Origin of the sequence: Pseudomonas fluorescens HK44 (assembly GCF_000217955.3) — a bacterium.
Taxonomy (GTDB): Bacteria; Pseudomonadota; Gammaproteobacteria; order Pseudomonadales; family Pseudomonadaceae; genus Aquipseudomonas; species Aquipseudomonas fluorescens_AQ.
The window spans coordinates 232,704-257,196 of the sequence record NZ_AFOY02000004.1 but is presented as its reverse complement, the minus strand read 5'-3'; the positions used below and the strand labels follow the sequence as shown (position 1 = coordinate 257,196).

Here is a 24,493-nt window from a genome sequence, read left to right as displayed (position 1 = left end):
TCAAGGAACACACCTATGTCCAGAGAACGAGTACTGATTACAGGCGGCGCCTCAGGTATTGGCGCAGCGATTGTTGAGCGCTGCATTAAAGACGGCTTCGAACCGGTGATTATCGACCGTATCGGAGATGGCCTTCTTGCTGACCTTGGCAATGTTAAAGCCACTGCGCAGGCATTAGAAAAAGCGCTTGCCGGCGGGCCTATCACCCGACTGGTCAACAACGTCGGCATGGTCTGCCCCAACAACGCGCAAGAGCAAAGCCTTGAGGAGCTGGAGCAAGTCTGGGCGCTCAACCTGCGCTGCTCGCTGCAATGCATGCAAGCCCTGTTGCCCGGCATGAAAGAGGCTGGCTTCGGGCGCATTCTCAACATGTCGTCACGCGCGGCCTTGGGCAAAGAGCTACGCAGCGCCTATGCCGCTACCAAGGCAGGATTGTTGGGTATGACGCGGGTCTGGTCGCTGGAGTTGGGCCGCTTTGGTATCACGGCCAACGCCATCGGTCCTGGCCCAATCCGTACTGAATTGTTTGAGCGGGCCAATCCACCGGACAGCCCTCGTACTCAGGCCATCATCGATTCGATTCCAGTCAAGCGCTTAGGCATCCCGGACGATATTGCCCAGGCTGCCGCATTTTTTCTAGACGCCCGAAGTGGCTTTGTCACCGGTCAAGTGCTGTACGTCTGCGGTGGAATGACGGTCGGCGTGGCAGGTGTTTAAAGCCCTCATCGAACGGCTGTTAATCACCGGTTAATCAAGCCTTCCGAAGACCGAAATTGTGACTACTGGCTACGTTGGGCAAGCTGATCAAATCAGGCAGTCGAAGCATCCGGGCCACGCACCCGACGCCTCGTCTGCCTGTATCCCGCCTTTATCCCGACGCTGGACGATAACGGTGGAAGATCTCAAAACAAGGACCACATCCATGATCGACAAACTTTCCACCAGCGTACAGGCGGCTCTGGCTGGTATTCCCGACGGGGCCACCATCGCCGTGGGCGGTTTCGGCGGTGCGGGCATGCCCGATGACTTGATTGAGGCGCTGATCGAGCAAGGCGCTCGCGACCTTACGCTCGTCAGCAATAACGCCGGCCAGGGCGATACCGGCCTGGCGGCACTGCTCAAGGCTGGCAGGGTCCGTCGGATTCTCTGTTCCTATCCCCGCATGACCGGCTCACACGTTTTCGAAACCCTGTATCGGGCGGGCAAGATCGAGCTGGAGATCGTGCCTCAAGGCAATTTGGCCGAACGCTTGCGCGCTGCTGGCGTCGGTGTCGGCGCGTTCTTTACACCCACAGGCTTCGGCACGTCGCTGGCCGAAGGTAAGGAAACCCGCACCATCAAAGGCCGCGATTATGTTCTTGAGTATCCGATCCACGTCGATTACGCCTTGATCAAGGCCGAGGCCGGTGATCGTTGGGGCAACCTGGTGTATCGCAAGACGGCGCGCAACTTCGGCCCGGTCATGGCCATGGCGGCAAAAAACACGATTGCCTCCATCGAGCGCTTCTGCGAGCTGGGCGAATTGGACCCCGAGACCATCGTGACGCCGGGGATCTTCGTCAAGCACCTGGTGTTGCGCCGCGACCCGGCCGGCGAACCAGCGACACGTCTAAATCGAGCGGGATGATTGGTATGGACAAGAATGTACGTATTGCCATGGCGCAACGAGTCGCCCGAGACATCACCGAAGGCTCTTATGTCAACCTCGGAATTGGCTTGCCGACCTTGGTAGCAAACCATCTGCCGCTGGATAAAGACTTCTTCCTGCACAGTGAAAATGGCGTGCTGGGCCGCTGGCAAGCCGCCGCGCCTGGCGAAGAAGACTGGGACATGATCAACGCGGGTAAAGAACCCATCGAACTCGCCCCGGGCGGCGCTTTTTTCCACCATGCCGACTCCTTCGGGATGATGCGCGGTGGGCACCTGGACGTCTGCGTACTGGGCGCATTCCAAGTGTCGGCCACAGGCGATCTGGCCAACTGGCACACCGGCGCTGCGGATGCGATTCCGGCTGTGGGTGGCGCGATGGACCTGGCCATCGGCGCCAAGCGGGTCTTCGTCATGATGGAGCATCTGGGCAAAGACGGTCGTAGTAAGTTACTGCCAGCGTGCACCTATCCTTTGACCGGGCTGGGTTGCGTGAGCCGTGTTTACACCGAACTGGCAACGATGGATATCACCGCCACCGGCGTAAAAGTGCTCGAGTTGATCGGTGACATCACACCGCAGGCCTTGCAGGACGTGACGCAAGTGCCGCTGGACTTCAGCGCGGTGACCCTGCGCGATGACTCCTCGACCCTGCAAAAGTCATCGACCCACAGCGCTCTAGCGCCCCTAAGCATATGAACAGCGAGCGCCGTTGGGACCAACGCGATCTCACCGAACTGCTGACCCTGGAACCGGCGGGCCAGCAAAACTGGCGCAGCTATGCCTATGACACCAATGCCAACGGCCGGGTCTATGGCGGTCAGTTGCTGGGGCAAGCGTTGTGGGCGGCGGCGCAGACGGTGAACGGACGCAGCCCCAGCATGCTGCAAATGACGTTTTTGCAGGGTGCGCGTCCAAAAGACACGATCGAATACAGCGTCGAGGCGCTGCAAGACGGGCGGCGTCTTTCCACCCGCCACGTCTATGGTGTCCAGGGCACAGGCCTGGTGCTCAGCGCCAACGCCAGCTTTCAAGTAGCACAGTCCGAACCCGGCGATCCACACCAACTGCAACAACAAATGCCTGCGCCGGAAAGCCTGCCGACCCTGGCTGAATTAGCCGAGCGTTACCCGCTGGACAGCGAGGCCGTGCAACTGCGTTTCAGTGCCCGGCCGGTACTCGATATCCGGCCGATTCATCAGGATCATTTCGAGCGCCCCGCTGACCGACGAGACATCGCTTACTGGGTGCGCTTGAACCAGCCGCTTGCGGCCGAAGGCTGCCTGCACCATGCGGCGCTGGCGTACCTGTCTGACGGCTGGCTGAACGCCAGCCTGGCACCCGGACAAGGGATGCTTGATCTCTGGCAAAACCATTACATCAGCAACCTCAACCACACGCTGTGGTTTCACAGCCTGGAGATCGACGTCAATGAGTGGTTACTGTTCGTCAACGATGCAGTGCGCAGCCTGTCCGGTCGAGGGCTGAGCATGACTCACATCTACCAGCGAGACGGTCGACTGGTCGCCAGCGTGGCTCAGGATTTATTGATTTCACCACGCGATGCCTGAGCTTTAGTCAGGCTGCAAGGCTGGGTTTTGCAAAGGCAAATGGGCGCCACCCGGTCACTGCGGCATTCTGGATCACGGCCTCGCAAGCCCAAGGACCCTCCAATAAAAAGTCCAATAACAAGAAGGACGGCGATATGTTCGAATGGTACAAAACCGGCTCCTCACAAGAACGCAAAACGTTCTGGGCATGTTTTTCCGGCTGGGCGCTCGATACCTACGACGCCCAGATGTTCAGCTTTCTGTTGCCGACCCTTATGGCGGTCTGGCAGATATCCAAGGGCGAGGCCGGTATTCTGGGCACCGCCGCGCTGCTCTCTGCCGCACTGGGCGGTTGGGCCGCGGGTATCCTCAGCGACCGCTACGGTCGGGTGCGGATTCTGATTTTCACCATCTGCTGGTTCACGCTCTTCGGCGTGCTGGCAGGTTTTACTCAATCCTTCGAACAAATGCTGGTGGTGCGTACCCTGCAAGGCCTGGGCTTCGGCGGTGAGTGGGCCGTGGGTGCCGCGCTGATGGCCGAGGTCATTCGTCCCGAGCATCGCGGCAAGGCTTTAGGCTTCGTACAGAGCGGGTTCTCGGTGGGCTGGGCACTGTCTGCGGTGGTGATGACCGCTCTACTCGCTTACCTGCCACCGGAGATGGCGTGGCGTGTCGCATTTTGGGTGGGGGTCATTCCGGCCACGTTCGTGCTGTTCATCCGCCGCAACGTCAAGGACGCCGAAATTTTCAAGGAAGCCAAGGCCGCAAATAACGAGAAGGCCTCGATCCTCTCCGCTTTCCGCCCTTCCGTGATCCGACTGACCCTGTTAGGCGCCCTGTTAGTGACGGGTCTACAGGCCGCCGCCTACACCATCATGGCGTGGCTGCCGACGCTGATGGTGCAGGTTCGCGGGCTGAAGCCAGGTCCAGTCGTCATTACGATGCTGATCATGTGCGCCGGTGCGTTCGCCGGCTTCGTACTCACAGCGTATCTCAGCGATCGCTTCGGTCGTCGACCTGCGCTGCTGCTCTTCTGCCTGGGCGCATGGATTTTCACCGTGGTTTATATGCTCGTGCCGATGAGCCCCACCGTGTTGATGCTGATGAGCTTTCCTGTCGGCGCCTTCGCCACGGGCATCTTCGCCGTCGTCGGCCCCTTCTTGAGCGAGCTGTTCCCTACCCACATACGCACCACCTGCATGGGCTTTTCCTACAACCTGGGTAAATCCCTGGGTGCGTTGTCCATCGCTGGAGTCGGGGTTCTGTCTGAGCGTTTTGGCTTGGCGCAAGCGATCGGTGGCTTTTGCCTGGTGGCCTACGCCTTGGCAATCATCGCCGTGTTGCTGCTGCCAGAGACCCGCGGTGTGCGCCTGGAAGATGTCGACGCCCATTTGGGTCACAACCCGGACGATCACGATGCCCCGGTTGCCGACCATCCATTGATCAACAGTAAAATCCAATCGGAGTAGAACCCATGCTTTATCACGTAAAGATGGACGTAAACATTCCTCGCGATATCCCTGCCGACACCGTGGAGGCGATCAAAATTGCCGAGAAGAAACGCGCGACCGAGCTTCAGGAGGCGGGCAAATGGCCGCACCTGTGGCGAATAGTCGGGCAATATTCGAACATCAGCATCCTCGACGTGGCCAGCAACGACGAACTGCATCAGCTGCTGTCCAGCCTGCCACTGTTCCCGTATATGACCATCCAGGTCACACCGCTGGCCAAGCACCCTTCCTCAATCGTCTAAAGACCACGGCGGCCTTCGCGCCGCCGTTTCCCCATCCCTTTTTTTGAAGCTTCGGCTGCCCAACCAGCAGCTGCGGCTGACTGTCGCCGAGAACGCCCTGATGCCACAGCTCTTGCACCTCGAATCGCTGGACCTGGCCGCACTGATTCAACCTGGCGACACGGTGATGTGGGGTCAGGCCAACGCCGAGCCCTTGCCTTTGACCCAGGCATTGATGGCCCAGCGGCAAAAGATCGGCAGGTTCCGGGTGATGTTAGGCATCGCCAACAGCCCGACCTGTACACCCGAGCACACCGATCACGTGGATTTCATTGCTTATTGCGGCGCGGGGGCCAACCGCGAGTTGGCTAATGCCGGGTTGCTGCAGATCATGCCCAGCCACTACTCCGAACTACCGGACCTGATCAGCAGTGGCGCTTTGCGTATCGATGTGTTGATGCTGCAACTGGCGCCCGCCAATGCCGAGGGTCGCTACAGCCTGAGCCTGGCCAGCGAGTATTTGCTGCCGGCACTCGACAGCGCTCGCCTGGTGATCGCAGAAGTCAATGCTCAAGCGCCATGGACCTACAGTGACCGGCCCCTGGGCGACGATGATTTGGACGCCATCCTGTTCACCGATCGGGCGCCCATGGAAAATCCGCTCAGCCAAGTCCGGGAAAGCGATCAGCGCATCGCCAAGCATATCGCCGGACTGATCGAAGATGGCGCCACCCTGCAAATGGGCATCGGCGCCATTCCCGACGCCGTCTTGAGTGCACTAGGCGACCATCGCCATTTGGGCGTGCATTCAGGCAGCCTTGGCGACGGTGTAGCACGTCTGATGCTCAGCGGTGCGATTACCAACCAGCGCAAGACGATCGACCGAGGCATCAGCATCGGTGGCATTCTCATGGGTACCAGCCTGCTGCATGACTATGCTCACCACAACCCGTCGATTCAATTACGCTCGACTCGCTACACCCATGATGCGCACATCCTGGAGAGCATCGACAAACTGGTAGCGATCAACTCAGCCGTCGAAGTCGACCTGACCGGTCAGGTCAATTCGGAGTCGGCCGCGGGCAGCTACGTCGGCGCCATCGGCGGAGCGGTCGACTTTATCCGCGGCTCACGGCGCTCAAAAGGCGGATTGCCCATCATCGCCCTGCCCTCTACCGCAGGCCGCCACAGCAGAATCGTGACGAGGTTAAACGGACCGGCAACCATTGCACGTAGCGACGCGGTCATTGTCGTCACCGAGTACGGCATAGCAGATCTGCGCGGTATGACTCTGAATCAGCGAACCACAAAATTGCTGGAAATCGCCCATCCCGAACATAGGGCTGCACTCCAGGCTCAACTCGATAAGGGCGCCGCTGGAAGCGCGACTGCTAAGAGGAAGTAGGCAAAATCCAGCTGCCTGTTAAAAATTTTCGCATATTCTCTGATCGAGAGAGGCCCATGCGGGAGTGGCTCGGGACATATCAGGGTAACGCAGTTGCAGATCATTGCTGACGCAATCGATGGAGCGCCACAGGCAAGCCATGCGCATCTACAGCCAAGTGGAGCTTGTGTGTGTATTGCCCGCAAGGCTTTTTCCTATGGTTTCAGAGTGATCACGGGCCGCGCCGGCACGTTCTTTAAAAACTAATGCGGCTTTCCTTTATTCCTAAATGACTCGCAGACCGTAACCTCTTGATTTGCAATGATGCGATTTTATTTTCTGACGACCACCAAAGTGAAGCCGGCAGTGCATGTAAGGGCGCCATGACAGTCCAGCCCTCATCCCTCATCCCTCATCCCAGCCCCGCTCGTAACGCAACGTCTCGGCGATTGCCAGCAGCGATCTGCGCTCGGCAAAGCACCAACGCGCACGGCGGCGGCCCGCCCCTCCGATCGAGCACCTGTCGCAACTGCAGGGTCACGCAGCGACGCCGGTAGGATCAACACTTCAGTTCAGGAAGCAGTCACACGATTGCGGCGTGTCAATTTCGGCTGCGTCACAACTTGTGGACTGCATCACACAGCAGCTCACCAAAACCACTACCAGTGCGCGAATAACAGCGCACTGCTCGCGGTCAAAGAGCATGTCAACAAGCAAAAAGGAAGATGCACCATGAGGATACGTCACCTGCGCTATTTCCTGATCGTCGCTGAAGAACAAAGCTTTGCTCGTGCGGCGGCCAGAGTTCACATTGAACCTTCCCCATTGTCCAGAGCCATAAGAGATCTTGAGTCCTATCTCGGTGTCCGACTGCTCCATCGCACCAAGGGGCGTATACAGCTGACTTGGCCAGGGGAGATTTTCCGTGAAGAGGCGCGCCGCGTCCTTGCCTTCATGGATAACGCCCTGACACGAGTGCAATCGGCCTCCCTGGGCTATCGCGGCAGGGTACGTATAGCCATCGCCGATAGCCTGGCTCAGCCTCGGCTAACCCAGCTACTGGCTCGATGCCGTGAGGAGGAACCTGCCACCGAGATTCGGATCGTTGAAATGACCGTCAACGAGATGCACAAAGCGCTCTTACACGACGAGATAGATGCGGGTTTCACTGTAGACAACACAGTAGCCACCAATGGCTTCAGAAAGTTAAGGGTGTGGGCCGAACGCCCTGCGATTGCTATTCCCACTCACCATCCGCTGCTTTCCCTGGATAAAGTGCCTCTTGGGGAAGCACTCCGCTACCCCTTGATTCTTTGCCATCCTGAACGTTGCGCCGGAGGACACAACGTCATTAATCATTGGTTTGAGGACGACTCGCTGCCCTCTCCCAACATTGCTGAACATGTTTCTGGTCATGAGCCAATGATGATGCTGGTCGCCGCGGGCTATGGCATTGGTATCGGGTTGGAATCGCAGCTTTCCATTTACAACCACCCTGATGTAATTGTTCGGCCGGTTATCGACGATATCCCCGACACGGCAACATTCATCGTTGTACCGGAGAGGCCAATTTCAGCAGAGCTGGAACGCGTCATTAAAAGAGCGCAACACATCGGGGGCAGCATGACCATGAGTGACGATGATCACTCCATGCTCAGCACTGGGCTCTCACATTAAGTTCCATATATTTTCGTCTGGCGCAAGTCTCAAATATCCCCTTCATCGTCGCGAGATAAAGGGGATAACCATTGAATTCAGTTGGGGGCGCCTGCTCATGCACAAGCGCTGGAGCTTGTAGCGCTTGTCAATCGCACCCCGCCATTAATGACCGACTTTTTTTGTCGCCTAGATGACAAAAAATGCCGTACTCGGTTGCTACTAAATTGAACAACGAGCCAACGCCCGACGGACTATTTATCAAGACGCTGAACCTTTTAATAGTGTCAGCTCCACGGATAGCGTTGGCCGCAATGCTTCGCCTCGCAGCCTTAGCTTCAATGACGAAGCATGAATACGATGGTCAGCACAATCCTATTGTTTGATGTGCGTCAGGGGTGACATCGATTCAATACGGGTCACGCCCAACACGTGCCACTGAGCATTAAGGAGTGACCATTATGTCTGAACAGAACTCGGCTCCGATTGCGGAGCGACGCATTCTCCGCCGGCCTGAAGTCGAGGCCAAGACAGGCTTCAAGCGTGCCTATCTTTACAGCCTCATGAAGGCGGGACAATTCCCCAAAGCCATAAAACTTGGCGTCCGTGCCGTTGGCTGGGACTCCGCTGAGATCGACCAGTGGATCACTGACCGTCTTAAAGAACGCGCCTGACTGAGCTCCCCATTCCTTGCCAAAGAGGAGCACGCCATGCAGGTGATTTCTGTTATTTCGACCAAAGGCGGCGTAGGAAAAACCACCGTAGCCGCGAACCTCGGCGGCTTTATCGCCGATGCCGGCCTAAGGGTTCTGCTGCTCGATCTTGATATGCAGCCGACGCTGTCATCCTACTACGAGCTTGCCCGTCGCGCTCCATGCGGGATCTATGAGCTGCTGGCATTCAACGAGCGCGACATTGCGCGGCTGGTATCGCGCACCGTCATAGACCGGCTGGACGTCATTCTGTCCAATGACGCGCATCGGCAGTTGAACACCCTCTTGCTGCAAGCCCCGGATGGGCGGCTTCGACTGCGGCACCTGCTACCGGTGTTTCAGCCGCACTACGACCTGGTGCTACTCGATACTCAAGGCGCTCGCAGTGTGCTGCTCGAGATGGCCGTGCTGGCGTCCGAACAGGCGGTCTCGCCCGTCACCCCCGAAATCCTCGCCGCTCGTGAAATGCGCCGAGGCACTCTGCAGCTCATCGAAGACATCGCCCCCTATAGGCATCTGGGCATTAACCCGCCACACCTTCATCTCCTGCTCAACCGCGTACCTGCTGTGTCAGCCAATGCAAAGCTGATCCAGCAGACACTGTGTTTGATCTACCGAGATCAGGAAGGGGTTCACGTCCTGCGTACCGAGATTCCTGCAATCGAGGCATTTCCCCGAGCGGCAACGCGTGGTTTGCCGGTCCACCGGGTTGAGCACCGACGGCCCACTGGCCGAGTCGCGGCAGCCGCACTGGACATTGTCCGCGGGCTGGCCAGCGAACTGTGCCCGCAATGGCAGGAACAGTTCGCCCTGGTCACCGGGAAGTTTGAGGGAAGACATTCTCATGTTGAACGCCCATGAACTGGCCCGTGGCCACAAGCGACTACTGCCACTGATTGAACATGCCCTGAGCGAGGGTTGGAATGTCTCCCGAACACCTGGCGGGCACCTGAAATTCGTCAAGCCGGGCTTACCGCCGATTTATACCAGCGCGACAGCCAGCGATCACCGGGCAGAACGCAATGCGCGCGCCATGCTGCGGCGCGCACAACGTCACGCCACAGTGGTCGAGCACCCCGATCAAGAGGGAGCCGACCATGACTGATGCCTCCCCAGAAGACATCGCCAGCAAGCTCCTGAGCGATGGTTTCACACGCAACGGCCCGGTAGCGAGTTCGATGAGCGATCCGATCGCCGACACGCCAATGGTGGTGACGCTGGACCAGTTGCGCTCCTATGAGCTCGATCCAAGGCTGACGCGCAATCCGCTGTACGAGGAGATCAAAGCGTCCATCCGCCAGCGTGGGCTGGATGCCCCGCCGCCCATCACCCGTCGCCCCAGTGCCGATCACTACATCATTCGTAACGGCGGCAACACGCGCCTGGCGATACTGCGCGATCTGTGGAGTGAGAGCAAAGACGAGCGATTCTTCCGTATCGGCTGCCTGTTCCGCCCATGGCCGGAGCGCGGTGAGATCGTTGCCCTGACGGGACATCTGGCAGAAAACGAACTTCATGGCGGCCTGTCGTTTATCGAACGTGCCCTTGGTGTTGAGAAAGTCCGTGAGCTCTATGAGCAGGAGGATGGTAAATCGCTGTCGCAGTCAGAGCTTGCCCGACGTCTCAAAACTGACGGCTACCCCGTGCCTCAGCCCCACATCAGCCGCATGCAGGAGGCCATCCAGTTCCTGCTGCCAGCGATACCGAACGTGCTCTATGCCGGCCTCGGACGCCCCCAAGTCGAGCAACTGACCAGCCTGCGTAGGGCCGGTTCCCGGATCTGGGATGCGCGCATGACCAGAAACAGTGCGAGCATTGATTTTGCGACGCTGTTCCAGGACGTCCTGATGGTATTTGACTCCCCAGGGAGCTTTGCGGCGCAGCGAGTACAGGATGAGCTGATCGGTCAAATGGCCGATTTGCTCGGGGTGGACTATGACACGCTGGCATTCGAGATCACCGATTCCGAGAAGCGCTGGCAACTGCTGAATAGTGACCCCAACAACACGTCCAGCACGGCGACTACCGGACAGGCACCCACGAGCCAGCCAACATTGCCATCGACGGTCGCACCGCCGCCGTCAGCATCCACACCGCGGACGACGGAGACATCCAGAACATCTGCAAGCGAGCCCCATACGCTCCAAGGTGAGTCGGCAGCACGCCCTCCGGCCGACGCGGTTGAGGATCAACAGGACAAGGACGATCGCTCGGTCTTGTTTCAGGAACATATCGTTTCGCCGGCCGAGACCACCGATCGCCTGCAGTCGATCCAGCGACTGGTGGCTGACCACACCGGCGAGACACCACCTGATTTCGGAACAAACGTCCTGCAGGCCATCCCTGTCCAGGCTGGAGGTCTCTATCCGATCTCGGATGTCTGGTACATCGATCCCAGCCTCGATACACCCGATCGGCTGCGCATCCACATCGCTCAATTCGCGCGTGAGATCGCCAACGAAGCGGGTCTGGATGATGGCATCGTCACCTGCGACGAGGGCATCGGCTTCACCTGCACACCAACGTTTGGCGAGTTGGACATGCCATCAAATCTCCCTGGCGCGTTACTGTCACTGCTGCATGCCTTGAGCGCCCCCTATCAGCCGGTCGGCACGTTGCCTGTACGCATCAACACAGCACAACTGGCCGAGGACCTGGGCGCTCTTTTACTGGGGCAGGTGCGTACGCCCTCATCACAGCAGGTCGTGCGTCTGAGCGACAGTGGGCTGGTGAAGCTTTTCCGCTTGTTGAGGCTTGCCAGGCGATTGCTGGACATCGAGGCCGGCATCACTGATGGCGACACCGCCATGCACGGATCATGAGGACGGCCGCCATGCCCGACCCCCATCCGCTCAATCAGGCAGTGATCGCGCAAGCGCTCCACGATTTGCGCAACGGCCAGCTACGCCGGGCAAAATCCATGGGGTTCGACGACACGGCGCTGGAGGCACTCAAGCACCCGGCCATGGCCAGTCTCCTGGCCAACGCAACCGTTAAATGGTGCTCAGTGAGCGTGAACCAGGAGGTGCTGCATCATCTCTTGAGCCAGGTGAATGATGTCACCCGGGAGATTGAAGAAATCGATCGGCTTCTGCGGCTGGGAGCGAGTACGGAGCTCATCAGCAAGTTCTACGGCTTGACCCACCAGGAAATCGCCCTTAGGCGCGACGTCATCGGGCTACCGAAACGCAAGGGCCGGCATCCGGTCCTGTCAGAAGAACAGGACGCTGATCTCTGGCATCGCTGGTCAGCGACCGTCAAAGAACGTGGCACCGCGTTGAACGACGACATGGCAATGCTTGCGATTACCGCCGATCTTGCCGAATGCACGGGCCTGCCCATCTCAGTGATCTGGAGCGCTATCCGAGGGTGGATTGATGAAGGGCTGGTCTGATGGGCAGTCCACGTCATTCACGCGGCCCCGTATCGCTGGGGGAGCTATTCGACCAGGCACTGCAGCACATGCAACCTCCCCCGGACACAACACCGGCGCCGACTCCGGCACCCCCTCCCTCTGATGGATTCATCTTCAGCGGCAACCGCCATGACAGCGTGCCCCGTGCATTGCTGCTGGATAACCGGCTGACCCCGCTTGAACGAAATGCCTGGCAGGTCTTTCGTCTGCTGCTCAACGATGACGGGGTCACCGCCTTCCCCACCTACGATCAGCTCTGCCCCTATCTGGCCTCAATGCCGTGCACGGCTCGTGCGTCCCATGAGACCGTCGCGCGGGCGCTAACGTTGCTGCGCCTGACGCGCTGGATCAGTCTGGTGAGGCGCCGTCGTGATCCGAAAACAGGACGAATACAGGGCAATCTCTATGTGCTGCACGACGAGCCCCTGACGCCCTATGAAGCCATTCAGCTCGACCCGGATTATTTGGGTCTGGTCAGCCAGGCATTGAATCACGCCAGCAAGTCCGTCCAGCGTGTCGGTGTGCACACGCTCAAAGAAATGGCCGACGACCCGCTGCTCAGCGGGCGGATACTGCCGAGCAGGCTCCAGGTGCTGTCGCAGCGATTGGCGGCGCAAGGCTGGACCGAAGAGCAAAGTTATCCACAACCTGGGGATGACCCCGAATCCGAAGAAGGTCCCAAAGACTTACTTCGGAATCCTACCCCCCCGACTTCGGAATCCGAAGCAGGCGTAAAACCCAGTAAAACCGACTCACTTCGGAATCCGAAGACCGATAGTACTGTACGTAAAGAAAAAGAATTAAAAGAAGTACGTACAGTACCGCGCGAGCGGGGAAAACTTCGCCTACCCGAACGCTTCCTGTCACTCAAAGCAGAGCAGCAATCAGGCGCGCTGACCGCACTGCAGCCTGTGGATGCCGAGTTGCACCAAGCCATCCTCGACGAATGGGATGCACGTTGTCGGGCAAGCTCAGTGCGTAACCCTGCGGGCTACCTGTTTGGCATCATTCAGAAGGCCATGAAGGGTGAGTTTCACGCCTGGGTCGGTCAGAAGACAGCCAGCCCCCCGGTAAGCCAGCCCCCACAGCCACCGCCAACGCAGGCTGTCGACCCTGAAGTCGCCCGAAAGAACATCGCACGGCTGCGCTCTCTGCTGGGCAGGTGAAAGCAGCACCCACGGGGCATCAATGGCGTTTTGCCAATGCTCAACATCAGGGTTTGCCCTATACCTCTGCCAGCAAGTCCAACGACGTCCATGATCGCCTATACCACTGGTATAGTTGAACACACTGCCTTCCCTTCAATGCATCACCTCCAGCCGCAGAGTCATTCGCCTGAAGAGTCCACCGAAGGCCACCGTCGCCTATACCACTGGTATAGTTGAACAGGCTGCCTTCCGGCAACGGTGGCGGGCAACGGACGCAGAATGCCTCACGCCACCCTCTCATCCGCAGGGAGGTGCAAGATTCCACTGCGGCAGTGCGAATTCACAAACAGGCGGTCATGCGGTGCGGTTTGATGACTGACACCCTTCCGGTCAATGCCGATGCTGGCGACTCGTTTCCTCACCGAGAGTCGTCACGATGGCCACCGAACCCGAATCTTCCCTGCAGTTGAACCTTGGGTCATTGCGCAGCGCGATGTCGCTGACGCTGCACACCCATCATGCGTCCCGTATCTGGCACGGACGTGCGCCCTCCGAAGGCAAGCCCGGCATTGTTGGCCTCAACGGCTTTGTCGCCATCATGACCAAGCTCAAGCGAGGTTCTGAGCAAGACGATCCCTACTCCGACTGGTGGATGCTGCGCATCGAAGACAAGCTCAGCGCCACCAAAGAACAGCTTCAGGCCTTACGCGAACAGGTTGATCAGGCGCTGGCCGATGTACCGGCGGCACTCAGCCTGGGTGAGAACCTCAACGTCCAACCGGTGAAGTTGCCCCTGTTCGTGGCCTCCCAGCTTGGCTTCATGGCAGTCTATCTGCTGGCCGACTACGACGACCTGGCCCGGCGCCTGATCCTGGCGCATCACACCGCCCTGATCGACCGCAGCACCCTGGAACGCTGGCTCAATGAAGGCGCACATGCGCTGCGCAGCCTTTTCAGCCTGGCGCAGCAGTACCGCTACTCCGGTACGAAGCGCGATGATTTCGCCGCAAACAACGCCGCGGCCCGTGCCGCCCTGGAGAAATACGGTGAACTGCCGCAGGACGTGCTCGACGGCACGCGCCGTTCACGCTTTGCACCGCCGCTTCTCCGTCGCCCTGCTCTGGCATCCGCTCCAGGCACGTCGACGGTTTCAGAGGTTGCGCCAGCCAACGACACTAGCACCGTTGATCCAGCTGCTTCAAACGAGGAGAACCTGGACGACACCCCTGCGCCCGCCGACGGTGAGGACGAACCAGCATGACCGCATCCAACCGCTTCTTGGCACTGGAACAGGCGGACTTCCAGAGGCTGGAACACGCAGGCTACCTAAAAGGCCTTTTAAAGCCTTTTAAAGGTAATGGGGAGCTTGCGACCTGGGCCAGCCAGAGCGAAACACTGCGGGACGATCTGATCGGACTGGCGCAGCGCAAGGTGCTGTCGCAGGCCCGCAGTCACCCCTTCAACCTCCTTCCTGTGCAACTGGCCCAGCAAACCACTGGCGCAGGCACGACCTTTCTGCGCTGGCGCAACCTAGATCGCTCACGCATGGGTACGGCGTTGTGGGAGGAGCTGCTTGCCAGCCCCGACACACCGACATCGCTGATCGACGACCTCTACACCATCGAGGTGCAGCGCATCGTGCTGAACCTGCAGATTAGCCTCACTCACAGCATCGCCCGCCAAACCTCGGAGTGCGCCAGCAAGTTGGTCCATGCCGAGGGGGCTTACCAACGGCGTGTCCGCGCCACCAACCCCAAGGAGTCACACTCATGAGCACGCATTTCTACGGCGAGGGCAACATCGGTTCTGCGCCAGAATTCCGCGAGTTTCCGAACGGCAACAATGAGCCGCGCAGGCTGCTGCGCCTGAATGTCTATTTCGACAACCCCGTGCCTACCAAGGAGGGCTTTGAAGATCGCGGCGGGTTCTGGGCGCCGGTCGAGATCTGGCATCGCGACGCCGAGCGCTGGGCCGCGCTGTACCAGAAGGGCATGCGCGTCTTGGTCGAAGGTCGGGCGGTGAAAGACGATTGGGAGGATGCGGACGAAAACGAGCGTGTGACCTTCAAGATCGAAGCGCGCCGCGCTGGCATCCTGCCTTATCGCATTGAGTCTGTCGTGCTCGGGGCCAAGCCCGCGGCAGCGGAGCCAGCCGAGAACGAGTGATCATTCCCGCCCTGCATGCACCTTTCCCGCTGAGCGATTGCGCCAACCACCAGTCGCTCACCGGGCAACAGCCAGCGTCCATGGCGTTCCACTGAGATCCACAGTTCGCGGCACATGGAGAAGCTCCCGGAGAACCAACCTACGGCCTCCATTCGCGGCCTCATGGCTTCCGGCTACTCTTGCAGACGCTTCTCGCTTGCCACATCAGTCCAGATTTTCCGCGATATGGAACACAAGCTTGAGCGGATCCTTGCTGTCGACTATCTGGTACATCACCTCCCGCCTGCTTCTCGGCAGCGTTTTGGCACAGCGCTTCGCCGTATCCCGCACGGCGGCATCCGTACCGTGGATGGTCGCCGCCAACAGCAGCACCAGGTATGCATCGGTAAGCGTCTTCGCCATCACCTCACTCTCGTTGCAAATCGTCACTAACGCTTGGCCCATTGCATAGTGTCTTTCTTCGGCTGATCAGGGGGCAGCTTAATGGCCATTACTCGCTGTCTCGCCACTTTGCACCCACCCGCTTGGGTCTGAATCATCTCAAGTTGCTCCACTGACGTCCACTGAGGTTGCTGTCCGCGGTACATGACGATGCCCCCGATGTTTCGACTCACGACCTGCTCGATCCTCTCCTGAGCACACCATTTCACACTGCAAACATCGCCTGATCACGCCCACTCACGCTGAATACGGACGAGCGATGGCTCGGTTAGGTTTTCGACAACCCCGGTAATCACCGGCATCAATGGTCGCGTGTCCATCCTCTCCCGGCGCACAGGTCGAATGCCGGGCTCTTCATTGCGCATCGGCAATGAAATGGACGGCGTATTCATCAATATCTTGACCTAACGCTACAAGGAGGGTCCATGCGTCTGCCATTCGAGCTCGATCCGCAGATCATCCATCACATCATTTGCAGCCAGGCGGGCTCCATCGGCAAAGCCCTCATCGAGTTGCTGATGAACTCGGTCGATGCCAGGGCCAGCTCTGTGCATCTATCACTGAGGCGTGGACCGACGGCAGCAGTTACATCGCCGTCGACGTCACCCTTGTGAAGCGGCTCAAGTCCTGTCCACTCAGGAGCGCTGCCTATATTTTTTCTCTCATCGAGCACGAAGTTGCCCACGAAGGCGACAGCCTCGATTGCGGCCATGATGAAGCGTTCTATCAGCGTTTCCATGACCTCGCCCTGCAGCACAGCGAGCAACGCCAGCGCTACATGCACATGTGGCTGATGAAGTACACCACGAGCCTGGAGGGTGATGGGAAACGCGTGCGTGGCGAGGCCTGGCGTGAACGTTATCTGGTCGACCGTGCCGACAGCGGTCGGGAGAAACGCGGCCTTCCGCCGACCATCGAAGATGTCAGCAACGATCCTGTCGTCGTCGACCCGGTTCCTGACGAAAACATGGCCTTCATCGACTACCAGAACACGCTTCTTGCTGTGGTTGGCACCGATTCCCCGGCACCCAACTGGCCGAATGTCCTGACGCGTGCCGAGGCTGACCAGAAGCTCATCGAGGCGCAGCACCGGGTTGACACGGCGCAATGTACCTCAGCGCAGATCCAGTACGACGAGGAAGAGGCCACGTATTGGGCCGAGATCGAAGCCTATGAGAAAGCCCAGGCCGGGGCCAAAGAGGCTGCACGGCGTCGATTCGCCACACTGTTCAATGTACAGGTCCAAGAGCTCCATCCTGACGCACTGTGCTACTTGCTGCGCGAGGATCTGAGCGATGAAGAGCTTCATGCCCTGTGGGCTGCAAAGCCCTGGGAGGCTGACGACCAGGAGTACTCTGGCGATGATGAGCTTGAGGACTGTGACCTCGAAGAGGTCGGCCCGCCCGACGGTCGTCAAGGAGCTTCCTGTGATGGCCCGACAGCGCATTTCTCCGAAGACCTGCAGGCACTGAATCGTCCCGGAGAGACAGCATAGACGCTTGAGCGCAATGCGGCCGCTGCTGGCTTCTTTCGTGTGGGTGACTACCTGAAGTGGCGTGAAGAACCGGATGCCTGATCCGAGGGCGGCTGTAGCAACCGATGGTCGCCTTCAATGCGCCAGCGCCTGTCAACCGGTGAAGCACATGCCTGCACCGGACACCACTATACCCAGGGTATAGCGCCATGGACGTCCACTGAGTTCCACGCGTGCGCCCAAAACGAAGCGTCTGTTCTGACGATCGCCTCAACTACTCTGAGCTCAACTGCCGCAATCCTGCCTCCCAGGGCCAACAAGCCGGTCATTGTCGAGTCCACCTTGTTTGCGGTCTCTCGTGGTCTCCCCGGACATGCTGGTGCTCATTCGATGGACACCACGCTATTTCCGAGGAGGCTGCATGCGCGTGTATCTGTGCGAGAAACCTTCGCAGGGCAAAGACATCGCGCGTGTGCTGGGTGCGAAACAGCGCGGAACTGGCTGCTACAACGGACCAGGAATTGTCGTGACCTGGTGCATCGGCCATCTGCTCGAGGCGGCACCACCGGAAGCGTACGACGAGCAGTACAAGCGCTGGTCCATTGAACAGCTTCCCATTCTTCCCGAGCGCTGGCGCAGCGAGGTCAAGGCCTCCACTGCCGCGCAATTCAAGGTCGTCAAACAATTGCTCGGCCAGGCCACCGAACTGGTGATTGCTACCGATGCTGATCGCGAAGGCGAAATGATCGCCCGCGAAATCATCGAGCTATGCGGCTACCGTGGTCCCATTCAACGGCTGTGGCTGTCGGCACTGAATGACGCCTCCATTCGCAAGGCACTGGACGCGCTCAAGCCTTCGAATGAGACCCTGCCGCTGTATTACTCGGCACTCGCCCGCTCTCGCGCCGATTGGTTGATCGGCATGAACCTCAGCCGGTTGTTCACGGTGCTCGGCCGCCAAGCCGGCTACCAGGGCGTGCTCTCAGTCGGTCGTGTGCAGACGCCCACGCTGCGTCTTGTGGTTGATCGCGACCGCGAGATCGCCCGGTTCGTGCCTGTTCCGTTTTGGTCCGTCGAAGTGCAGCTATCGCACGCCGGCAATTCTTTCACCGCGAACTGGATGCCGCCCGATGCCACCACCGATGCTGCAGGTCGGTGCCTGGACCAACGCACTGCCCAGCAGGCAGTAAGCCGAATCGGCGGCGCTCGTGAGGCGCAGGTGCTGTTGGTGGAAACCGAGCGGGTCCGCGAAGTCGCGCCTCTCCCGTTCGACCTCGGCACGCTGCAGGAAGTCTGCTCGCGTCAGTTTGCTCTCGACGTTCAGGAGACACTGGACATCGCGCAATCGCTGTACGAGACGTACAAGGCGACCACCTATCCCCGTTCGGACTCAGGCTACCTGCCGGAGAGCATGTTGGCCGAAGTGCCGACAGTGCTCAACGCCATGCTTACCACCGATTCCGGCCTGCGCCCCTTGATCGACCAACTCGACCGCACCCAACGCTCACGTGCCTGGAACGATGCGAAGGTCACTGCTCACCATGGCATCATTCCCACGCTGGAACCGACCAACCTTTCTGCCATGTCGGAGAAGGAGCAAGCCGTTTATCGGCTCATCCGTTCGCATTACCTGGCCCAGTTTCTACCTCACCATGAGTTCGACAGAACAGTCGCCACGGTGTCAGCCGGTGGCCAGACACTGCAGGCGACGGGTAAGCAGGTTGCCGTCCTGGGATGGCGCCTGGCGCTAATCAACAGCGGGCCAGGAATATCCGACGGTGCCGAAGATGAGCCCGCCCAACGCAGCCAGATCCTACCGCCGCTATCCGAGGGCTCACATTGCCAGGTCGGCTCGGTCGATCTGAAAGCGCTGAAAACACTGCCGCCCAAGCCGTTCACGCAGGGCGAGTTGATTAAAGCTATGAAGGGTGTCGCCAAACTGGTGACCGACCCACGCCTGAAACAGAAGCTGAAGGAAACCACGGGCATCGGCACAGAGGCCACCCGTGCAAACATCATCAACGGCCTGTTGAGCCGAAGCTACCTGGTCAAAAAAGGTCGATCCGTCCGCGCCTCCGAAGCGGCTTTCACCCTGATCGACGCAGTTCCTGCGGCCATCGCCGACCCGGGCACGACCGCCATTTGGGAACAGGCGTTGGACATGATCGAATCTGGGCAGTTGACCATGGACACCTTCATTGCGAAACAGTCGGCCTGGATCACGCGACTGATCCAGCAGTACAGCGGCACCAGCCTGGCTATCCGGATCCCGGAAGGCCCTAGCTGCCCTCTGTGCGGCGGAGCTACACGCCAGCGAACCGGCATAACCGGCCCCTTCTGGTCGTGCAACCGTTATCCCGACTGTAAAGGCACCGTAGCAATCGAATCGTCCGGTGGGAAGCGAGCCGCTTCGCGCAAGCGGCGGACCGCTCCCAGAGCTTCCTGACGCCTGCCAGACACGTCCTGCCCCAGCCGCGTTTTCCAGCGGTTGCCAGGCATGGCCCCGCTACCCGCGGGGCATCCCAAGCATGCCCCGCCTTCTGCAATGGCATGTACCTCTCCAGCGGCTCGTGTCGTCGGGAGGATTGAAGGTGCTTTCCTGCCCGGCCGGATGCACGGCCTGCTGATCGGCACTCTCTACGTCCGGCCCGAAGGGTCTCCTGGCGCCTTGCGCGCGAGATGCCAGGAGACCCTTCGGGGACGACGGTGTTCTCCCCCGGTGCCCGCCGGTGAAACAACGGGCTCCTTTTGTGCGCGGATGTGCGCCGAAAGATATCGACCCCAGCCACGAAACGGGTCGGGTGCGATCTGCTCCAGCGACAGGCGTTGACGACGGCCAGAGTCCCTGCGACAGCCACAGGTGGTATCCCTGTTCCCCGCTGGAGGCGTACTGCCTCCAGCGCCTTGTTCCTCTCCTTCCTCAGCTTGCACGTCACCGGCCCCGCGGGCCGGGCGGCATTAGGCGCCTTTGCGCTAACCAGGGCAGGAGATGACACATGAACCATCCACCCCTTCAGTACGGCAATGTGTGCAGCGGCATCGAAGCCGTGAGCTTGGCCTGGCGGCCCTTGGGCAACGCCAGCCTAGCTCTCGGAAATCGAACCCTTCACTGCGCCGTCCTCGCCCACCACCACCACCACCACCACCACCACCACCACCACCCGCAGGTCCCGAATCTAGGCGATATGACCATTGTTAGGGAAATTCTGAAGAAGACTTCCTGATTTTGGCAAAATACCAGGACTCCACCCGCCGAGTTTTCCGATGAAACAGATGACCTTCGCTGACGCCGAGTACGCAGGCAAGCGTAAGCAGACCCGCAAAGAGTTGTTCTTGATCGAGATGGATCAGGTGGTGCCGTGGAACGGCTTGATCAAACTGATCGAGCCGTTCTACCCGAAGGGTGAAGGCGGTCGTCCGGCTTATCCGTTGATGACGATGCTGCGTGTACATTTGATGCAGAACTGGTTCGGTTACAGCGATCCAGCGATGGAGGAAGCGCTGTACGAGACCACCATCCTGCGGCAGTTCGCCGGGCTGAATCTAGAGCGTATTCCCGACGAAACCACCATCCTCAACTTCCGCCGACTGCTGGAGAAACACGAACTAGCTGCCGGCATCCTGGCCGTGATCAATGGCTATCTGGGTGACCGAGGGTTGTCGTTGCGCCAAGGCACCATTGTCGATGCCACGCTGATCAATGCGCCCAGCTCGACCAAGAACAAGGACGGTAAACGCGATCCAGAAATGCACCAAACCAAGAAGGGCAACCAGTACTATTTCGGCATGAAAGCGCACATCGGTGTTGGATGACGGGTCAGGTCTGGTGCACAGCGTGGTGGGCACAGCCGCCAACGTGGCGGATGTCACTCAGGTCGACAAACTGCTGCACGGTGCGGAGAACGTGGTCTGCGCCGATGCTGGTTATACCGGCGTCGAGAAACGTACCGAGCATGATGGGCGCGAGGTGATCTGGCAGATCGCGGCACGCCAGTACTTACAAGAAGCTGGGTAAGCGTAGCGCTCTATACAAAGCCAAGCGCAAGATCGAGAAGGCCAAGGCCCAGGTACGCGCCAAAGTCGAGCACCCGTTTCGGGTGGTCAAGCGCCAGTTCGGTTTTGTGAAAACGCGCTTCCGTGGCCTGGCCAAAAACACCGCGCAACTGGTGACGCTATTCGCTCTGTCGAATCTGTGGATGGCACGCCGACATTTACTGACCAGTACAGGAGAGGTGCGCCTGTAATGTGGGAAATGACCGTTGCGAGGTGCTCGCGGCGGCTAAAAGCTCAGAAATAAGCGGATGATCTGATCGTTTTGGTCGATTCGCCGTTTTCAAAATCAGCGGAGGCTGAAGTCAGCCAGAAAAGCGTGACTACTTCAGACCATCCTTAGCTGTCATGCTTCACCTGTCGCATTTTTATCGCAAGTAACGCATCACTTGCGACAGATACATGCGACAGATATAAAGCCGCAAAACCGGGATAAGAATGCGTGTCGCATAACTTAGGAATTCTGCGACAAGCAAGAAAATTTTCCACCTCGACTGGTCGTGATCCTAGAGTTGGTGTGCTTTCAACTACCTGCTGAGGACAACAAACATGACTGCACATTTGACATTTGAGGATGGGCATCTGGTGGCCCGCAACGAGACCGGCGACCTGCTCCCCTTCATCAAAATGTACAAACAGGGTGAATAAAATGCCCGCCAGGGATTAGCTCAGGCAGTTTCACCGGTACTGGATCAGGCCGTTGCTGCGGCAATAGGTAGGGGTCATGGGGGGTTCCAAGAATGTGTAATATGGCAATGAGCTACCTACACTGACGTCAGGTAACCGAACGGAAGAAGTTGGGGCATGGAAAGAATTCTGATGGTGTTGGCAGTGGTGCTGGGACTGGCGGGGTGCGCGTCTGCACCGGCGCCGAAACCATGTGTAGCAGCTGATACGGGGGAGCTATGAACAAAGTGCTCTGCTTTATCAAAAACAAACCCGTGTGGATTCAGAACGAAGGAGCGTGGCGGATAGTACAAGTACTTCGTTTTGCTGCTGCTTTATATTGCTTTGCCGGTATATTTATCTTGTTTTATGAGGCGCTAAGTACGGCTATGTATGAGTCAGCTAGGGAAAGTGTAGGTACGTATGCAACAATTATACATTCGCCAGAAACTATTAAGCATGGTCAGGCTATGTATGGCTGGGCTGTAGCCTATTTTTTTGCCATACCCTTGGTCACTTTGCTGGGCGCGTCAATCATACACTCCTTAGCCTGGATTATGTTCTGGATAGCCGCCGGATTTAAAGAAAGTAAGGGTGCATAACATGGTAGTTGAATTGGTATTACTGATAGTGGTATGGGTACTTGCGGAGATATTCGGAGTGCTAGTCACGGCAGAGCCTCGTGCATACATTAAGTCGGCGGCAATATGCTCAACTGTAGTCGCTTCACTGATTGATTTGGGGCAAGTTAATCATCAGGGTTCGTTGTTGTGGTTAATTATTATTTTTGCGATCCATGGGGCTATTGCACTGCCTGTTTGCTATCTTCGTTTGAAGCTGCTCAGTGTCTGGTGCAAATGGCGGTCAGTTTGATATAACGCTTACTGACCGCCATATGCAGGCGGCCAGCATTACGCCATCATCACCTTAAATTGGATGTGCGTCATAAAATAGGGAATTGCAACGATGAAGAAATTATTGGGCCTGGTCATACTGTTGTGCGGACTCGGCGTATTTGTGGGCGCAGTAGCCGTTGAAATAGCTTGGTTGGGCTTTTGTTTTGGTACGGTAATCATCGGAATTTTGCTGCTTACTTTCGCGTCAGACTTGCTTCTATTCCCCATCAGTATCGGTTTTACTGCGGGCACTGTGATATGGGTGGCGGGGTTCGCACTTCTAACTGACGACACCGGCAAGTTAATCTAACGCTTATTGCTTCAGAGTTGCACTGTGGGTAGTGTCCCGAGCGGTTAATTCAATAACTTATTCGTTATCGCCCCCAGCTTTGCTTTGTTTACAGAGTTGATGATGGATTCAGCCGTTTTATTCCACCGGAAGGGCTTGGCCGAAAGGTCATTGTGGGCCTCAATAAATTGACGAATAGCCGCCTTCAGGTCGGCCACGCTGGTGAAGGCGCCCCGGTACAGCGCCCGTCTTTCCAGCTGCGCGAACCAGCCTTCCACGGCGTTCAGCCACGACGCACTGGTCGGTGTGAAGTGCAATTTGAAACGCGGGTGGTTCTCCAGCCATTGCTTGATGGCCGGGGTTTTGTGAGTCGAGCTGTTGTCCAGGATGACATGCAGGTCAAGCGCTGCGGGCGTAGCGCGGTCGATCTGTTGCAGAAAAGCCAGAAACTCTTTGGCCCGGTGGCGTAGGGTTATCCGCCCGATGACCTGGCCCGTCAGGATGTCAAAAGCGGCATACAGACTGGCGGTGCCATGACGCTTGTAATCATGCGTGCGTCGCTCGATCTGATCGGGGCGTAGCGGCAACATCGGTTGGGTGCGATCCAGGGCCTGGATCTGGGTTTTCTCGTCAACCGACAGCACCAGGGCGTTATCCGGCGGGTTCAGATAAAGCCCGACGACATCGACGACCTTATCGGCAAAATGCGGATCGTTGCTGATCTTGAGGGTCTTCAAACGATGGGGTTTGAGGTCGGAAGCGGCCCAGACCTGTCGCACCTGCCAAGCCGTAACGGCGGCATACTTGGCCATCAGGCGCACACTCCAATGCGTCGCCTCGCGAGGCACGCGCTGGGTTGTCAGGGTCAGAATTTCCTTCATTTTTTGAGTGCTGAGCTTGCGAGGCTGGCCACTTCGCGGCAGGTCATTCAAGCCCTCAAGACCCGCCTCCAGATAACGCTTTCGCCATTTGAACACCACCGGCGCCGAGATCTGTAGCTGAGCGCTGACGTCTTTGGGGGTTAATCCATCAGCCAACAACTGCAGAATTTTGGCCCGCTGCCCGAGAGGTTGGGCCAGCGAGCCCATCCGTGACCAGCCTTGTAGTGTGGCGTGGTCAGGTGGCGTTAAAACGAATGGGGCGGCGGGCTTGGCCATGTGCACGACTGCTCAGTGACGTCGAAGTCTGGTCAGCATATCGATATGTGTTTAGATAAACGAATTACACGCTCATGATACTAGCAGCCTGTCGGACTTAATCGCTGTAT

The 24,493-nt window shown here is 58.5% G+C and carries 25 protein-coding genes and 1 pseudogene; 24 read left to right on the top strand and 2 right to left on the bottom strand.

The features are described from left to right. Positions 1-15 precede the first annotated feature (15 nt). From HK44_RS03060 to HK44_RS02980, 17 genes are all read left to right on the top strand, one after another. Positions 16-717, top strand: coding sequence for an SDR family oxidoreductase (locus tag HK44_RS03060; protein WP_019689295.1), 702 nt, complete (start codon positions 16-18; stop codon positions 715-717). Positions 718-922: 205 nt separating this feature from the next. Further along, positions 923-1,627, top strand: a complete 705-nt coding sequence (locus tag HK44_RS03055; protein WP_019689294.1) for a 3-oxoacid CoA-transferase subunit A — start codon at positions 923-925, stop codon at positions 1,625-1,627. Beyond that, on the top strand, positions 1,624-2,346 hold the full coding sequence (locus tag HK44_RS03050; RefSeq protein WP_019689293.1) for a 3-oxoacid CoA-transferase subunit B: 723 nt from the start codon (positions 1,624-1,626) through the stop codon (positions 2,344-2,346). The genes HK44_RS03055 and HK44_RS03050 overlap by 4 nt, the downstream gene beginning before the upstream one ends. Beyond that, a complete protein-coding gene (locus tag HK44_RS03045; protein ID WP_019689292.1) occupies positions 2,343-3,218 on the top strand; it encodes an acyl-CoA thioesterase in 876 nt (291 codons plus the stop codon). Before HK44_RS03050 ends, HK44_RS03045 begins: the two co-directional genes overlap by 4 nt. Before the next feature lie 134 nt (positions 3,219-3,352). Next, positions 3,353-4,666, top strand: coding sequence for an MFS transporter (locus tag HK44_RS03040; RefSeq protein ID WP_019689291.1), 1,314 nt, complete (start codon positions 3,353-3,355; stop codon positions 4,664-4,666). A gap of 5 nt (positions 4,667-4,671) precedes the next feature. Further along, the gene (catC, locus tag HK44_RS03035; RefSeq protein ID WP_019689290.1) at positions 4,672-4,950 is read left to right on the top strand and encodes a muconolactone Delta-isomerase; all 279 of its coding nucleotides are present in this window, start codon (positions 4,672-4,674) and stop codon (positions 4,948-4,950) included. A 100-nt stretch (positions 4,951-5,050) separates the two neighbouring features. Next, positions 5,051-6,334: an acetyl-CoA hydrolase/transferase family protein gene (locus HK44_RS03030; protein WP_024264721.1), complete on the top strand. Its 1,284-nt coding sequence runs from the start codon at positions 5,051-5,053 to the stop codon at positions 6,332-6,334. 711 nt (positions 6,335-7,045) lie between these two features. Continuing rightward, entirely contained in the window at positions 7,046-7,990 is a 945-nt protein-coding gene (locus HK44_RS03025) for a LysR family transcriptional regulator (protein WP_019689288.1), read from the top strand. Positions 7,991-8,430: 440 nt separating this feature from the next. Beyond that, positions 8,431-8,643 carry an AlpA family transcriptional regulator gene (locus HK44_RS03020; protein ID WP_019689287.1) on the top strand — a complete coding sequence of 71 codons (213 nt, stop codon included), beginning with the start codon at positions 8,431-8,433 and terminating at the stop codon, positions 8,641-8,643. Between the two features lie 36 nt (positions 8,644-8,679). After that, positions 8,680-9,543, top strand: a complete 864-nt coding sequence (locus HK44_RS03015; RefSeq protein WP_019689286.1) for a ParA family protein — start codon at positions 8,680-8,682, stop codon at positions 9,541-9,543. Beyond that, entirely contained in the window at positions 9,527-9,787 is a 261-nt protein-coding gene (locus HK44_RS03010; RefSeq protein WP_019689285.1) for a hypothetical protein, read from the top strand. Before HK44_RS03015 ends, HK44_RS03010 begins: the two co-directional genes overlap by 17 nt. Further along, entirely contained in the window at positions 9,780-11,504 is a 1,725-nt protein-coding gene (locus HK44_RS03005; RefSeq protein WP_019689284.1) for a ParB family protein, read from the top strand. The genes HK44_RS03010 and HK44_RS03005 overlap by 8 nt, the downstream gene beginning before the upstream one ends. 11 nt (positions 11,505-11,515) lie before the next feature. Then, positions 11,516-12,076: a DUF2857 domain-containing protein gene (locus HK44_RS03000; RefSeq protein ID WP_024264720.1), complete on the top strand. Its 561-nt coding sequence runs from the start codon at positions 11,516-11,518 to the stop codon at positions 12,074-12,076. After that, positions 12,076-13,263: an STY4528 family pathogenicity island replication protein gene (locus HK44_RS02995; RefSeq protein ID WP_019689282.1), complete on the top strand. Its 1,188-nt coding sequence runs from the start codon at positions 12,076-12,078 to the stop codon at positions 13,261-13,263. The genes HK44_RS03000 and HK44_RS02995 overlap by 1 nt, the downstream gene beginning before the upstream one ends. Before the next feature lie 418 nt (positions 13,264-13,681). Further along, positions 13,682-14,506, top strand: a complete 825-nt coding sequence (locus HK44_RS02990) for a PFL_4669 family integrating conjugative element protein (protein ID WP_019689281.1) — start codon at positions 13,682-13,684, stop codon at positions 14,504-14,506. Continuing rightward, positions 14,503-15,018, top strand: a complete 516-nt coding sequence (locus tag HK44_RS02985) for a DUF3158 family protein (RefSeq protein ID WP_019689280.1) — start codon at positions 14,503-14,505, stop codon at positions 15,016-15,018. The genes HK44_RS02990 and HK44_RS02985 overlap by 4 nt, the downstream gene beginning before the upstream one ends. Further along, positions 15,015-15,410, top strand: a complete 396-nt coding sequence (locus tag HK44_RS02980; RefSeq protein WP_019689279.1) for a single-stranded DNA-binding protein — start codon at positions 15,015-15,017, stop codon at positions 15,408-15,410. The genes HK44_RS02985 and HK44_RS02980 overlap by 4 nt, the downstream gene beginning before the upstream one ends. A gap of 204 nt (positions 15,411-15,614) precedes the next feature. Here the strand turns inward: HK44_RS02980 and HK44_RS02975 are convergent, their stop codons facing one another. After that, entirely contained in the window at positions 15,615-15,854 is a 240-nt protein-coding gene (locus HK44_RS02975; protein ID WP_019689278.1) for a hypothetical protein, read from the bottom strand. Positions 15,855-16,276: 422 nt separating this feature from the next. On the opposite strand from HK44_RS02975, the gene HK44_RS02970 reads away from it, so the two are divergent. From HK44_RS02970 to HK44_RS02940, 7 genes and pseudogenes are all read left to right on the top strand, one after another. After that, a complete protein-coding gene (locus HK44_RS02970) occupies positions 16,277-16,465 on the top strand; it encodes a hypothetical protein (protein WP_162174760.1) in 189 nt (62 codons plus the stop codon). Next, on the top strand, positions 16,462-17,346 hold the full coding sequence (locus HK44_RS02965; protein ID WP_187682477.1) for a hypothetical protein: 885 nt from the start codon (positions 16,462-16,464) through the stop codon (positions 17,344-17,346). The genes HK44_RS02970 and HK44_RS02965 overlap by 4 nt, the downstream gene beginning before the upstream one ends. A 400-nt stretch (positions 17,347-17,746) precedes the next feature. After that, positions 17,747-19,771 carry a DNA topoisomerase III gene (locus HK44_RS02960; RefSeq protein WP_019689274.1) on the top strand — a complete coding sequence of 675 codons (2,025 nt, stop codon included), beginning with the start codon at positions 17,747-17,749 and terminating at the stop codon, positions 19,769-19,771. Between the two features lie 550 nt (positions 19,772-20,321). Continuing rightward, positions 20,322-20,549 carry a hypothetical protein gene (locus HK44_RS02955; protein ID WP_019689273.1) on the top strand — a complete coding sequence of 76 codons (228 nt, stop codon included), beginning with the start codon at positions 20,322-20,324 and terminating at the stop codon, positions 20,547-20,549. A gap of 40 nt (positions 20,550-20,589) precedes the next feature. Next, positions 20,590-21,569, top strand: a pseudogene (locus HK44_RS02950) (IS5 family transposase). A 711-nt stretch (positions 21,570-22,280) separates the two neighbouring features. Next, positions 22,281-22,643: a hypothetical protein gene (locus HK44_RS02945; RefSeq protein ID WP_019689270.1), complete on the top strand. Its 363-nt coding sequence runs from the start codon at positions 22,281-22,283 to the stop codon at positions 22,641-22,643. Positions 22,644-23,007: 364 nt separating this feature from the next. Beyond that, positions 23,008-23,247, top strand: coding sequence for a hypothetical protein (locus HK44_RS02940; protein ID WP_019689269.1), 240 nt, complete (start codon positions 23,008-23,010; stop codon positions 23,245-23,247). Between the two features lie 44 nt (positions 23,248-23,291). Here the strand turns inward: HK44_RS02940 and HK44_RS02935 are convergent, their stop codons facing one another. Next, complete coding sequence (locus tag HK44_RS02935; RefSeq protein ID WP_024264718.1) at positions 23,292-24,383, bottom strand: IS630 family transposase; 1,092 nt, start codon at positions 24,381-24,383, stop codon at positions 23,292-23,294. Positions 24,384-24,493: the final 110 nt, after the last annotated feature.

Bases quoted from the DNA above. Each gene is read 5' to 3' on its own strand.
- HK44_RS02960 (WP_019689274.1), top strand. From the start codon at position 17,747: ATGCGCGTGTATCTGTGCGAGAAACCTTCGCAGGGCAAAGACATCGCG.
- HK44_RS03060 (WP_019689295.1), top strand. From the start codon at position 16: ATGTCCAGAGAACGAGTACTGATTACAGGCGGCGCCTCAGGTATTGGC.
- HK44_RS02980 (WP_019689279.1), top strand. From the start codon at position 15,015: ATGAGCACGCATTTCTACGGCGAGGGCAACATCGGTTCTGCGCCAGAA.
- HK44_RS03040 (WP_019689291.1), top strand. From the start codon at position 3,353: ATGTTCGAATGGTACAAAACCGGCTCCTCACAAGAACGCAAAACGTTC.
- HK44_RS03015 (WP_019689286.1), top strand. From the start codon at position 8,680: ATGCAGGTGATTTCTGTTATTTCGACCAAAGGCGGCGTAGGAAAAACC.
- HK44_RS03050 (WP_019689293.1), top strand. From the start codon at position 1,624: ATGATTGGTATGGACAAGAATGTACGTATTGCCATGGCGCAACGAGTC.
- HK44_RS03045 (WP_019689292.1), top strand. From the start codon at position 2,343: ATGAACAGCGAGCGCCGTTGGGACCAACGCGATCTCACCGAACTGCTG.
- catC (WP_019689290.1), top strand. From the start codon at position 4,672: ATGCTTTATCACGTAAAGATGGACGTAAACATTCCTCGCGATATCCCT.
- HK44_RS03010 (WP_019689285.1), top strand. From the start codon at position 9,527: ATGTTGAACGCCCATGAACTGGCCCGTGGCCACAAGCGACTACTGCCA.
- HK44_RS02945 (WP_019689270.1), top strand. From the start codon at position 22,281: ATGAACAAAGTGCTCTGCTTTATCAAAAACAAACCCGTGTGGATTCAG.
- HK44_RS02955 (WP_019689273.1), top strand. From the start codon at position 20,322: ATGAACCATCCACCCCTTCAGTACGGCAATGTGTGCAGCGGCATCGAA.
- HK44_RS03055 (WP_019689294.1), top strand. From the start codon at position 923: ATGATCGACAAACTTTCCACCAGCGTACAGGCGGCTCTGGCTGGTATT.
- HK44_RS03005 (WP_019689284.1), top strand. From the start codon at position 9,780: ATGACTGATGCCTCCCCAGAAGACATCGCCAGCAAGCTCCTGAGCGAT.
- HK44_RS02995 (WP_019689282.1), top strand. From the start codon at position 12,076: ATGGGCAGTCCACGTCATTCACGCGGCCCCGTATCGCTGGGGGAGCTA.
- HK44_RS02975 (WP_019689278.1), bottom strand. From the start codon at position 15,854: ATGGGCCAAGCGTTAGTGACGATTTGCAACGAGAGTGAGGTGATGGCG.
- HK44_RS03000 (WP_024264720.1), top strand. From the start codon at position 11,516: ATGCCCGACCCCCATCCGCTCAATCAGGCAGTGATCGCGCAAGCGCTC.
- HK44_RS02935 (WP_024264718.1), bottom strand. From the start codon at position 24,383: ATGGCCAAGCCCGCCGCCCCATTCGTTTTAACGCCACCTGACCACGCC.
- HK44_RS02970 (WP_162174760.1), top strand. From the start codon at position 16,277: ATGCGTCTGCCATTCGAGCTCGATCCGCAGATCATCCATCACATCATT.
- HK44_RS02940 (WP_019689269.1), top strand. From the start codon at position 23,008: ATGAAGAAATTATTGGGCCTGGTCATACTGTTGTGCGGACTCGGCGTA.
- HK44_RS03020 (WP_019689287.1), top strand. From the start codon at position 8,431: ATGTCTGAACAGAACTCGGCTCCGATTGCGGAGCGACGCATTCTCCGC.
- HK44_RS03030 (WP_024264721.1), top strand. From the start codon at position 5,051: ATGCCACAGCTCTTGCACCTCGAATCGCTGGACCTGGCCGCACTGATT.
- HK44_RS02985 (WP_019689280.1), top strand. From the start codon at position 14,503: ATGACCGCATCCAACCGCTTCTTGGCACTGGAACAGGCGGACTTCCAG.
- HK44_RS02990 (WP_019689281.1), top strand. From the start codon at position 13,682: ATGGCCACCGAACCCGAATCTTCCCTGCAGTTGAACCTTGGGTCATTG.
- HK44_RS03025 (WP_019689288.1), top strand. From the start codon at position 7,046: ATGAGGATACGTCACCTGCGCTATTTCCTGATCGTCGCTGAAGAACAA.